At 62.3% G+C, this 12,015-nt stretch carries 10 protein-coding genes; 5 read left to right on the top strand and 5 right to left on the bottom strand.

The annotated features are described in order from the left end of the window. The first annotated feature begins 90 nt into the window (after positions 1-90). Positions 91-1,407 carry a replication initiation protein gene (locus CFB41_RS34460; protein ID WP_039369202.1) on the top strand — a complete coding sequence of 439 codons (1,317 nt, stop codon included), beginning with the start codon at positions 91-93 and terminating at the stop codon, positions 1,405-1,407. A 94-nt stretch (positions 1,408-1,501) separates the two neighbouring features. On the opposite strand, the gene CFB41_RS34455 is transcribed toward CFB41_RS34460, so the two are convergent. The 4 genes from CFB41_RS34455 to CFB41_RS34440 form a co-directional block, all read right to left on the bottom strand. Next, a complete protein-coding gene (locus CFB41_RS34455) occupies positions 1,502-2,533 on the bottom strand; it encodes a ParB/RepB/Spo0J family partition protein (protein WP_089444612.1) in 1,032 nt (343 codons plus the stop codon). After that, a complete protein-coding gene (locus CFB41_RS34450) occupies positions 2,526-3,221 on the bottom strand; it encodes a ParA family protein (RefSeq protein WP_011350423.1) in 696 nt (231 codons plus the stop codon). The genes CFB41_RS34455 and CFB41_RS34450 overlap by 8 nt, the downstream gene beginning before the upstream one ends. Positions 3,222-4,901: 1,680 nt before the next feature. Continuing rightward, positions 4,902-5,618 (bottom strand): AraC family transcriptional regulator, encoded by a 717-nt coding sequence (locus tag CFB41_RS34445; protein ID WP_256941366.1) that lies wholly within the window; start codon positions 5,616-5,618, stop codon positions 4,902-4,904. Positions 5,619-5,627: 9 nt separating this feature from the next. Then, positions 5,628-6,752 carry an MBL fold metallo-hydrolase gene (locus CFB41_RS34440; protein ID WP_089459705.1) on the bottom strand — a complete coding sequence of 375 codons (1,125 nt, stop codon included), beginning with the start codon at positions 6,750-6,752 and terminating at the stop codon, positions 5,628-5,630. A gap of 83 nt (positions 6,753-6,835) precedes the next feature. On the opposite strand from CFB41_RS34440, the gene CFB41_RS34435 reads away from it, so the two are divergent. Next, complete coding sequence (locus CFB41_RS34435) at positions 6,836-7,489, top strand: TetR/AcrR family transcriptional regulator (protein ID WP_089459704.1); 654 nt, start codon at positions 6,836-6,838, stop codon at positions 7,487-7,489. 198 nt (positions 7,490-7,687) lie between these two features. Then, the gene (locus tag CFB41_RS34430) at positions 7,688-8,179 is read left to right on the top strand and encodes a flavodoxin family protein (protein ID WP_089459703.1); all 492 of its coding nucleotides are present in this window, start codon (positions 7,688-7,690) and stop codon (positions 8,177-8,179) included. A gap of 112 nt (positions 8,180-8,291) precedes the next feature. Here the strand turns inward: CFB41_RS34430 and CFB41_RS34425 are convergent, their stop codons facing one another. After that, complete coding sequence (locus CFB41_RS34425) at positions 8,292-8,876, bottom strand: DUF2889 domain-containing protein (RefSeq protein ID WP_089444608.1); 585 nt, start codon at positions 8,874-8,876, stop codon at positions 8,292-8,294. Positions 8,877-9,604: 728 nt separating this feature from the next. Between CFB41_RS34425 and CFB41_RS34420 the strand changes: the two genes are divergently transcribed. Then, complete coding sequence (locus CFB41_RS34420) at positions 9,605-10,270, top strand: ProQ/FinO family protein (protein WP_089444607.1); 666 nt, start codon at positions 9,605-9,607, stop codon at positions 10,268-10,270. Positions 10,271-10,769: 499 nt separating this feature from the next. Continuing rightward, positions 10,770-11,831: a DMT family transporter gene (locus CFB41_RS34415; RefSeq protein ID WP_089459702.1), complete on the top strand. Its 1,062-nt coding sequence runs from the start codon at positions 10,770-10,772 to the stop codon at positions 11,829-11,831. Positions 11,832-12,015: the final 184 nt, after the last annotated feature.

The raw sequence follows: 12,015 nt of genomic DNA, 5'->3' as shown, positions 1-12,015 counted from the left end.
TGCAAGTAAAGCCGGAACAAGGACGTTGCTCCTCGGCGGGAAAAGGTATAAAGTCCGCTCTCAACAAGGTCACCTTATCCGGACATTACGATGCCGCGCAAGCCCGCAAGCAAAGGCTCAGACAAACAGGTTTCACTGTTTCAGACACCCGAGCCTCCCGACTTGCTGCGCAAGGCGGTCCAGGCGATTCATATCGCGCCCAAGTCCGGAAAGATCGGCCTGCAGCAGCGCAAGATGTTCAGCTCGCTGATCAAGAACGCGCTTCGACAGGAGGCCTTCGAGCCAGGCCGGACGAGCTTCTCGATTTCGCTTGCGTCGCTTTCGCACGAGAGCGGGTTGAACAGCAACAATACGAAGTACGTGAAGGACACGGTCAACTCGCTGATCAGTACCGTCGTCAACTGGGACTATCTGGCCGCGGATCGGTCGACCGTCTGGAAAGCGTCGGGCCTGCTCGCCGGCGCGGAGCTCGAGCAATCGGTGCTGAAGTACAGCTTCTCCGACCAGATTCGCAGCGAGTTGCTCAACCCCGAGATCTACGCACTGATCGATATGCGGATCGCCCGCGAGTTCCGGCGGTCGCACTCGCTCGCGTTGTGGGAAAACACGGTGCGCTACGAGGGGATCGGCATCACCGCGAAGATCCCGCTGCCGAAATTTCGTGACCTCATTCTCGGCCAGGACAAGGCGTCGCAGTCGTACAAGGAATACAAGCTGTTCAAGAGCAAGGTCCTGGTGCCGTGCATTCAGGAGGTGAACGAAGTTTCGGATCACACGCTCGAGTTGATCGAACACAAGTCCGGCCGAAGCGTGGAGGCGGTTCAGTTCAAGGTGACGCGCAAGCAGAGCACCGATACGGTGGAGGATGGCGACGTCAAGAATGAAGCGCTGGTCGAGGAGGTCGCGAAGTTCGGCATCCCGCGCTCGGAAGCGCGCCGGCTGATCACGCAATATGGCGTGCAGCGCATCAAGGCGGCGATCGCCTATACGCTCAATCGGACTACGAAGAAGAATGCGGCCCCGGTCGACAACGTGGCCGCGTATTTCCGCAAGGCGCTGACGCACGGCTACACGCTGTCCGACGGGCAGGGAACGGAGGCGGCGGCTCCGGCGAAGGAATCCGCGCAGAGCAAGCAGGAACAGATTCGCGACAAATATCTGGCGGCGAAGGTCGAGGAAGCCGGCGCGTATTTCCGCGAACTGGAGATCGACGACCAGACCAAGCTGATCGAGCGTTACAACGAGACGGTGGCAGGCTCGAAGGACCTGACGCTGTCGCCGAAGAAGAAGGCGAGCAAGCTCGCGCAGACCAGCTTCTTCCGATGGCTCGCGCTGGATACGTGGGGCGAACCGACCTCGGACGACTTGCTGGAATTCCTGCTGAAAAGCAGTCTCGCCGGCAACTGAACCAGGCCTCGCAGCCGGATGTGCGTCGCGCGCCGGACGTTGTCGTCCGGCTTCGTGGTGCAACGCGGATGCGAGGCCTTCTGCCTTTCGCGCGTTACTGTTGAGTGGTCGTTGCCAGTTCGGCAACGTACGCGTCGATGACGGTCTTGAGCTTGTCGGCGAGCGCTTCCTGATGCGATGCGTCGACGCCCTTGAGTTGCAGATCCAGACGCCCGTCCGGATAGGTTTTCAACTGGCCGATCGCTCGCGATTCGAGCGCGAAGTCATGGCGAACGCTGTAACGCGTACGTCCCGCTTTCTTGCTGCCGTCGCTTTGCGCACGCAGGAAATTCTCCAGATCACGAACCGATTTTTTCCGGTCGATCACGGCCGTTAGCAGCCGGTCGGCAGTCGGCTCGCCCAGGCGTTCGAAGATCAGCTTCAGGAAGTACGCCGCCTGCAGGCCGACCACGTCGTTCGCGCTCGCCATCCGTTCCAGGAGTGTGTTCGGGAGTGCGTTGAGCGACAGCGTCTTGCTGATCGATGCCTTGTCCTTGCCGATCTTTTCCGCCAGCGTGTTCTGGTCGGAAAAGACTTTCTCGTCGAGGAGACGCTTCCACGCGACCGCATCGTCGAAGATCGTCTGGCGTTCGTGGTCGTGGTTCGCGCGATACGCGATCGTGTAGAGCTGCTCAGGCGTGTGATCCGTGCGGAACGTGGCGTTGATGGTTTCATCGCCGTTGATGCTCGTCGCGCGGAGCCGGCGTTGCCCGTCGATCACCACGAGCTTGCCGGGAAACTCCGGGAGCCGCGTAACCTTGATCGGCTCGATCTGCCCTTCCCGTTTCAGCGTCAGGGCGAGCTCGTGCAGGCTCGACTCCGAGTAGAACACGCGCGGGTTGAACGGGTTCGGAATGCAATCCTTGACCAATACCTTCTGAGGCGCGCCAAGATCCGGTGCGCTGGCCGGCGTGGCCGCGGCCGGCCCGACGGCGGGCGCCGTTTCGCCGACGACGTTCGGTGCGGCCGCCGGTTCGGGCAGCCGCGTTTCGAGTGCCGCATTCTCCTGCGCGAGTCCGCGCAACAGGCCGGCTGCGAGATGCAGGTTGCCGGTCGGCTTCTTGTCTTTCGATGTGTCCTTAGCCATGGGCGGCTCCGGTAGCGCGCGTCGACGCGATGTATTGGGCCATTTCCGTGACCAGCTTTTCGATTTCTGCACGGGCTTCTTTCAGGCCCTTCAGATAGCGATTGTGGTGATGGATCGTGGTGCCGAGCGCAAACGTCTGACGGTAGACCTCGCGCTGCGCGATCTGGCTGTCGAGCAGATGCTCCCCTATTTCTTCAGCCCTTAGAATTTTTAAAATTTCTTCACGCATTTTAGTTTTTCCATTAACGCTATTCAGCATTAATGCGGAAGAAAGATTTGGGTTACGGACGGATCGCATCGACTCGATCATGCGGATCATCGCGACCGTGCTGTAGAGATCGGCCGGCGACGGTGACAGCGGCACGAGGCAGAAGTCGGCGACCTCGAGTACGGAGGCGATTCGCGGGTCTTCGAGGTTGCCGGGGCAGTCGACCACGATCACGTCGAAGTTCGCGTCCTGCTTCTTGATCTCGCCGCCGATGCCGCGACCGGCAGGGGCCAGAGAGAGAACCGTCATCGGCAGCGTGTTCTCGCCGCTCGTCACCCACCGGACCGACGTGCCTTGAGGGTCGGCATCGATCAGCGCGACCTTGTTGCCACCGGCTTCGAATGCAGCGGCGATATTGACGGAGATGGTTGTCTTTCCAGTCCCACCTTTTTGATTACTGACGGCGATCTTGAAAGCCATTAAATTCCTCCACGGAGTTTTGCGTAATATATGCAGTTATTGCAAAAATGTCCAGAAAAGCCTTCGACGCGGTGTATGTCTTAAGGATCGATGCGGTTGTCACGTGACAAGTGGGCCGAATGGCTAATGACTCAGTCGTGATTGACGGTCGAGTAAAAATAAAATTGACGACCGAAATTGAAAAGTACGTCCGGGGACTGAGAAGAAATTCGATGAATCTCAATCTCAATGTCAATGGCTGCGTTGGCAAATGGAGACTGGGCGCTGGAGGTCGTGGTGTTTGCGGTAAAAATCACCTCGATTTTCGTTAGTCGGTTCATGGCCGTCGCAAGGGAAACTTGGTTGTCACGTGACAAGTAGCAGGGATTTGCTCCTTCTCGACATAATCCGGCGCCAGGTCATCTCTCCTTCGATTGCACCTAAGGCTATGGGGAGATCATTCGACGCTCGAAATCTGGATTTTGGTTTGGGCATGACTGCGTCTGACGCGATGAGTTGTCACGTGACAATCGGTTCAGAGCGGGAAGTCGCGTCGGTGCCGAATCGCCTCCGGGACGACTTCTCATCGGACTTCATAGAGCATGAGCGTATGGATCGACAAAGAAGAGATTCGCATTGCGGTCCCGTCGCGACATGCAGTTTCTCGGGTGAACTGGCTGGGGCGTTGTCACGTGACAACTGAAGTGTTGTATCGGGGAGATTGCGTGTCGAAGCGGCGGGACGCGCCGCATATCGCGCGGGGCGCCTATGTTGAAGAGCCTTATCATCAATAGGTCTGCAGACACCGAGGACTACATCGCTGACTATTTGCGATCGCGTGCGACAAGGAAGACGCCGGTCAGCTTGCTGCGTTGTGCCCACAAATGAGTATAATGGGCGTCGTCGATATGACCCCATTTATTCAGGATGATCTGTCCGCCATAGAGAGTGTGCTGTTCGGAAGGGGAGGGGTTAGGGCTTTGCCGCGGGGATCCCTGAGTTGCGTGACTAGTGCAGCCGAGAGCTTCGGCGCTGCAGCTATGCAAATGAGGCTCAGATTTGCAGCGAACTCGATGGATGACCACATAACAACTCAAACGGGCCGGATCGTGAAACATTTTCCAGAAATTCGGTGTTCGCGGAAATCCTTATCTGGCAATGGGTTGCGCTATATTCTTCATGTTGTTTCACGCAAAATCACCGAGATCAGCCCCGTAAATAGGGGCGAATGGTGAATTCGCATCACTCGAGCCAGAGGCGGTGCGAATACGGGTCATTGTGTAGTTAATGATACGTAAAATGTTGTATTTAAAACGTAGCCGGTCGATTTTGATGCCGAGATAAGCCGAACTGAGGCGAATCAGATGCATCTGGGCAGGGCATCGAGCGCCTTCTTAGGCGCCTGCGCGGATCTAGCTGCGAGAGTTGTCACGTGACAACGCACACTCTCACCGCGCAAATCGAGGGTTCGCAGCGTGGCGCGAGACTCCAAGCGCTGGAGCGTTTATGGACGAGCGTCCGGAGGGTACTAAGACGACTTGGTTGCGGAGACGGCATAGTCCTCATCAGTTCATGAACTCGATATGAGACGACTTGCCTCTAGCCGATGAACACATGCGATTGCGGATACAGGTCCGACGCCGCGAGGCGCCCACGCACCGCTCGATACTTAGTTTGAATTCGCGGAGGGCTGTCGAGCAATCAATCCGGAGTTGGCAACAAGTGCGCATCTCGCTGCGCTCGGCTCAAGTGTGTCGCCCCTTCACGCGTGAAGGGGCGACACAAGCATTCCTCGGATACCTGCGCCGCCAGATCGTCGACCCGAAGCGACTCGTCGTAATGGGTCCGCAACCGCTGGATCGCCCGCGGCACACGGTTGTCCTGACTGCCGGCGGACGCAATCTGACGCAGAAGGGCACCCTGGTCGCTCGTCAACAGCGGGTAATAGATTTCCCGCTCGACGTACGGAGCGAGAACTGCGATGGCGTTCGGGTCATCCAGCAACGCCAGCAAGCGGTTCACCGCGTCGTAGAGCAGTTCGTTCATATCGCCGACGACGAGGCCGCGGCCTGCCGGGGTTTCCTCGTGATCCGCTGCGACCAGCGCCATCAGTTCAGCCGTGACGCGAAAATCAAGCTTGAGCCCGATTCCGAGAAATAGCCTTTCGCGGCTGGCTTCGATGACCTGTGTCGAACCGGGCAAGTCGAGGGACGTGATCAGAAAGCGGTTGGCGTCGCAGAGATACACGTCGCCGCTCTGAGTGGGCCGCATCGTGCCCTGGACGACGAGACCGAAGCTCGGCTCGACCATGCAGTTCATCGGCTGCGTTGTCGCCTCCCGTCGATGTGCGGGTACGCCGGCAACGCGCCTGCCGGAGTCGCGGCCTTGCCGCGCTCCGAGGAAAAAATGGCCGACGATCGGCGGGTTCTACTTCGTGGCCTGCGACGCGCAAAGCGTCCAGCGGCGCGATTTCGTCGCAACCGACGTCACGCGCTCGTCGACCGTGCGCCACCACCGCTCGCCGCGATGCGGTTCGTCGAGTGCGAGGCGCTCGCCCATCCTGGGCGTCGACAGATCGACGCCTCGCACGATCGCCAGTGCCGTGACGCGCTCGAACGGCTCCTGCCAGCGATGCATCGCGAGATCGAACGTGCCGTTGTGAATCGGGACCAGCCAGCGTCCGCGCAAATCGATGTGCGCCTGCACGGTCTCTTCCGGCTGCATGTGCACATACGGCCATTGCGCGTCGTATGCGCCTGTTTCGATCAGCGTGACATCGAACGGCCCGAGGCGCTCGCCGATCGTCCGGAAACCGTCGAAGTAACCGGTGTCGCCGCTGAAGAACACGCGCAAGTCGTCGTCGACGATCACCCAGGACGCCCACAGCGTGCTGTTGCCGTCGAACAGGCTGCGTCCGGAAAAGTGCTGGGCAGGGGTCGCGGTCAACGTCAGGCCGGCTACGTCGACGCTTTGCCACCAGTCGAGCTGGCGAACTTTCTTCGCGTCGATGCCCCATTCGATCAGGCGGTCGCCGACCCCCAGCGTCGTCACGAACACGCCGGTGGTGGCCGCAAGCGCGAGCACCGTGTCACGGTCGAGATGATCGTAGTGATCGTGCGACAGGATCACGCCGCGCAGCGGCGGGAGATCTTCAAGCGCGATCGGCGGCGCATGAAAGCGCTTCGGGCCGACGCGCCGAAACGGCGACGCGCGCTCGGCAAACACGGGATCGGTCAGCCAGAATTCGCCGCGCAGCTTGAGCAGCAGCGTCGAATGGCCAAGCCGGTACAGGCTGCGATCGGGGGCCGCGTCGAGCGCCGCGCGCGTCAACGAATCGACGGGTAACAGCCCTGTGGGCACGGTATTGCGCGGCTTGTTGAACAACATGTTCCAGGCGATCCCGAGCGTTTTGCCCAACCCCTCGACCGGACGGGGCGCGACATTGCTGAAGCGCTCGCCATTGTGCTGCGGCGAGCCGCCGGACAGCGCGCGGCCGCGCCGGGCGGCCGCCAAACCCAGAATGCGATGAATCAAAACGAGAGGCGATGCCATGTCGGTTCGTCCGGAAGATAAAGTACACTAAACAGTGTAGTTTATTTCTGGGATAAGTAAACTACCCGGTGTAAAATTTCTGAATGGATCCCAGTACTCCCCCTCAGCGCCTGACCGATCGAAAGCGCGCGGCCATCGTCGATGCGGCCATCGAGGAATTTCTCGCGTCCGGTTACGACGCGACCAGCATGGACCGCATCGCTGCGCGTGCGGACGTGTCGAAGCGCACGGTCTATAACCACTTCCCGGGCAAGGAAGCGCTGTTCGCCGCCATCCTGCAAAAATTGTGGGATGCGACGCGGACAGGCAGTGCGCCAATCTATCGTGCCGATGTGCCGCTGCGCGAGCAATTGCTCGCATTGCTGGATCGCAAAATGCGCCTGCTCAGCGACGAGGCATTTCTGTCGCTCGCACGCGTCGCGATCGGCGCGGCGATCCATTCGCCGGAACGTGCGCGTGACATGGTCGAGCGCCTCGGCGAACGCGAGGAAGACATGACGGTCTGGGTGCGGACGGCCGCGGCGGCCGGACGCCTGTCCGTCACCGATCCCGTATTTGCCGCGCATCAGTTGCACGGTGTCGTGAAAGCATTCGCGTTCTGGCCACAGATAACGATGGGCCAGCCGCCGCTCGCGGAGCCGGAGCAACAAAAAGTCGTTGAATCCGCCGCCGACATGTTTCTCGCGTACTACGCGCAGCCGGAACATGCCGACGCATCGCGCGGCGTAACGGACTGACCGTATGTGTATCCGGTCGAACTTGCGCGAATCGAACCTGGCGCAACGCGCATGATCGATGCGTGCCTCGCACCGGCGAACGGGCAAGTCGGCAGATCCTCGGCTGCGAACACTGGGTTGCCTCATCGGACCTCTGGCCATTCCGCGGAAATCGGCGAAGCCGTCAGCGCACCTGAAACCGAACGTGAGTCACGACGAATGAAGACGCTGTTGATCGTCTATCACACGATGACCGGAGGCACGCAACAGATGGCCGAAGCGGCCGCCGGCGCTGCGCGCGAGCAAACCGGCGTCGACGTGAGGCTGCTGCGCGCCGATGCGACGAGCGCGGACGACGTACTGGCCGCCGACGCCTATCTGTTCGCAACGCCGGAGAATCTCGCGGCAATGTCCGGGCTGATGAAGGATTTCTTCGACCGCTGCTACTACGCGGCGCTCGATCGCGTGAACGGCCGCCCGTATGCGGTGATGATCTGCGCGGGAAGCGATGGGCAGAACGCGCTGCGCCAGATCGACCGGATCGCGACCGGATGGCGGTTGAAGAACGTGGCGCCGGGCCTGATCGTCTGTACCCACGCGCAGACGCCGGAACGCATCCTCGCGGCGAAGACGATCGACGGCGACGATCTCGCGCGCTGCGCGGAATTGGGCGCCGGGCTTGCAGCGGGGCTCTCACTGGGCGTTTTTTGATCGCCGGCGCTGCAACTGCGATGGCCGGTCGACGCACGATCATGCATGCGACGTGCGCGTCCTCGAGCGGCAACGACCGTATGGTGCGCGGGACTGGCCGAATGCCCGGCCCTTAGCTGCCCTTTGCCGCCTCGGAAGGCCGGTGATATTCGGGCCAAAGACGTTTCACGAGATCGCGCGATGCGCCATAGGCATGGCAGCTGTCGATCTTGAGCGGTTTTCCGTCGCTGTCGCGCGCCTCGAGCGACGACTTCCGCATGCCGACCATCGTCTGATAGGCCGTGGTGGCGATCGGGCCGAGCAACTCCTTCAGGTGCGTGCACGTATCGCAGGACGGCAGGCGCTTGCGAATCTCGCTGTTCCAGCCCGCGCCGATGCTCAATCCGACGAGCGCCTGCAGCGAGTCGCCGCCGCCCGGGCACTGCGCATACGGATGCGACCGGAGGAACGTGGACACGGCGCGCACGACCATGTCGGCGTCGAAGACCAGCGTCACGCCGAGGTCGTGGATCGGCGACAGCGCAGCCACCGTGCGTGTGCCGCCCGGCGGCGTGAAATCAAAGGTTTTGCGGTCCGCGAGGCAGGCCGTTACTTCGAACCGGCCGTCGCTGCGCCGATAGCCGCGCATGTCGATTTGCCGATGGTGAATTTCCTCGCGCGTGATGCCTTCGTGCGGGATGTCGTTTGGGGGAACCATCTCTGTGCTCCGTTTCGTGCAACCGGTTCGTTCTTTTGCAGGCAAGCGGGATGTCGGCGGCTCGCCGGTCGGGCGCGGCGAAACGGGCCGACGCACGCTGCCGACGACATCGATCCGGCCATACTACGCACTTTTCGGCCTCTTCGTGCGCCACGGGATGGGTGCGGACGCAACGAGTCGTGTTGAGGCACCGGTGCTGTCGAACGGGTACGGCACTTGCGCCGCTCCATCGCCGTGATCGTCGATTCGCACGCAGCCGACGCCGCTGCCCGGGATGCAAAATCGCAGCCGGGGCCGAGACGCACCGGTGCGGCGGGATCGCGTTCGACGTCCCGAGGCGGAATGCCCCGTGTCGGGCGTCGATCGGTGCCGCCGGGGCAATCGCAGCACGGAAAACGGCCCCGATTCCAGCCAACGAGCGCGAACGGCGTGACTTCCGGAAACGTATCCATATAATGCGCAACACGACCGCACGGACGCATTTCCGGTACCCCGAATCGGGCCAACGCAGACCAGTGAGTCAACCGGCCGCCGCGCGTACCGGTATACTTCCACTCCTGCCTTGTCCGGCATCGTGGCCGGGTGCCTGAAAACAGAGTGGCGTGCGCGATGCGGCCCCGTAGTGTTCCGCATCGGCGGCAGACGGGTCGCACGCATGGCGGCGAAGCTTGTGCGCCGCGCGGCATGGCCGCACGAACCACACCTTATATTCCTGGTGGATTGAATTTATGGGTTTTGAACAACTTGCCGAATTGCGGGCGCAGCTCGCAGCGAAGGCCAAGCAGGAGCGCAACGCGAAGCGGCCGGCAGCGCCGGCGGACACCGGCGCGAAGCCGAAGTCCGGCGACCAGCCGCAGCGTGGCGCCAAGCCGGCTGCGGCCGGCGGCAAAGCGGCGCACCGCGCGAAGCCAGCTTCGGCGAAGCCGGCGGCGCCGGTCGATCCGGTCATCGTTGCGATCGGCAAACTGCAGCGTAAGTTTCCACGTGCGTTCCCGAAGAATCCGGCCCCCAAAGTGCCGCTCAAGGTCGGTATCTGGGACGACCTCGCCCGTGAAGCACAGGCCGTCGGGCTCAACGAAGCCGAACTGCGTGAAGCGATGTCGACGTGGTGCCGTGGCAACCGTTACTGGTCGTGCCTCGTCGAAGACGCGGTGCGGGTCGATCTGCAGGGTAACGAAGCAGGGCGCGTCACGCATGACGACGCAGCGCGGGCACGCCGCCTGAAGGCTCGTCGCCCCGGCAACAAGGGCGCGGGGCAATCGGCCAAGGGCGCGCCCCAGCAGCCGAAGGCCGAACAGCCGGCCGAGGCCGCCGCAGAGCCGCAACCGGCAAACGTGGAAGCGCAAGCCGACGCAGCGCCGCAGGTCGAGCAGCAAACGGCCGGAAACGCGTAATCCGCACCGCGCCGCTGCATACCGCACGGCGCTTTCCCGCAGGCACATCGCCTGCGGTGGATGACCCGACAGACTGACCTGCCTCGATCGAGGCAGGTCAGGACTGCTCCCTCCGGTGCTCGACGTGCCGGGCTCTCACCTATCCCACCTCGAACAGACCACGCGACCGGACGAAGAAAGTTCGCCGATCGGTGCTGCACGCGCGTTGTTTCGACGTTGTCGTTTGCGCATGAACGGTACGCATGCCGCGAATGCGGCAACGCTTCGTTCGATTAATTCGTTTTCCTAAAGTAACGGCATGCGGAAACGGTCGACTGGCGCGTGGACGATCGCACTCGGTCACCGTGACATGACGCGCGATAATCACGTCGGGGCCGTCAGGTCGCGCAGCAAGCTGGCAGGCTGCCATGCAGCTTTCATTGCGAAAGGGGCGAATAGCCCACCGCGACTCAACCTGCTGCGACGGCCAGCGCCTTTCAACGTCAATTCGAACCGGATCATGCACTCGAGACATTCCGCGATTCTCGTCGCACTCACCGCTGCCGCGCTGTTCGGCGCCGCAACACCGCTCGCCAAGGCGCTGATCGGCGCGATGTCGCCGTTCATGGTCGCGGGCCTGTTCTATCTCGGCAGCGGCGTCGGGCTCGGTATCGGGATCCTGCTTCGCCGGCTGCACAACCGGCATGCGACGACCGCCGACGCGGCGCCGCTGCAGCGTGCAGACCTGCCTTGGCTGGCCGGCGCGATTGTGGCGGGCGGAGTGGCCGGCCCGGCGTTGCTGATGCTCGGGCTGTCGAGCACGCCAGCAGCGACGAGCGCGTTGCTGCTCAATCTCGAGGGCGTGCTGACGGCCGTCATCGCTTGGGTCGTGTTTCGCGAGAACGTGGATTCGCAGGTGTTCCTCGGGATGGTCGCGATCGTCGCCGGCGGCACGCTGCTGTCGTGGACGCCGGGCCATGCAGGCATGCCGGTCGGCGCGTTGCTGATCGTCGGCGCCTGCCTGTGCTGGGCGGTCGACAACAACCTGACCCGCAAGGTGGCCGCAAACGATGCGATGGTCATCGCGTGTGCGAAGGGGCTGATCGCCGGCCCCGTGAACATCGGCATCGCGCTGGCGACCGGCGCGACGCTGCCTGCTGTCCCGGTCACGGCTGCCGCGATGCTGACGGGGCTCGGCGGCTACGGAATCAGCCTCGTGCTGTTCGTCGTCGCACTGCGTCATCTCGGCAGCGCGCGGACGGGCGCATATTTCTCGATCGCGCCGCTGTTCGGCGTCGTGCTGTCGCTGCTGATCTGGCCCGCGCTGCCGCCCGCGACGTTCTGGATCGCTGCCGTGCTGATGGCGCTCGGCATCTGGCTGCACGTTCGCGAACGGCATGAACACACGCACACGCACGAGCCACTCGAGCACACGCATCGGCATCGGCACGACGAACATCACCAGCATGCGCACGATTTTGCGTACGACGGCAACGAACCGCACGCGCATCCGCACGTGCATCTGCCGATCACGCACAGCCATGCGCATTTTCCGGACATTCATCACCGGCACCGGCATTGAGCGCGTCATGAACAGCAGGCGATACGGTGCACAAGGTAACCGTTTATGGGGCGTGCGGCGCATCGCGCGCGCATCTGTTTGCAGCGCCCCGTTGCCGAGCGTGATCGATCGCGGTGCTCATCGTACGCATCCGACCGGTAGCCGCACGGCGTGATTCGTGTGAATGCGCGGTGCCAGCCGGATC

This window comes from Burkholderia sp. AU33803 (assembly GCF_002223095.1).
Taxonomy (GTDB): Bacteria; Pseudomonadota; Gammaproteobacteria; order Burkholderiales; family Burkholderiaceae; genus Burkholderia.
This window is presented reverse-complemented; position numbering and strand designations above follow the sequence as displayed.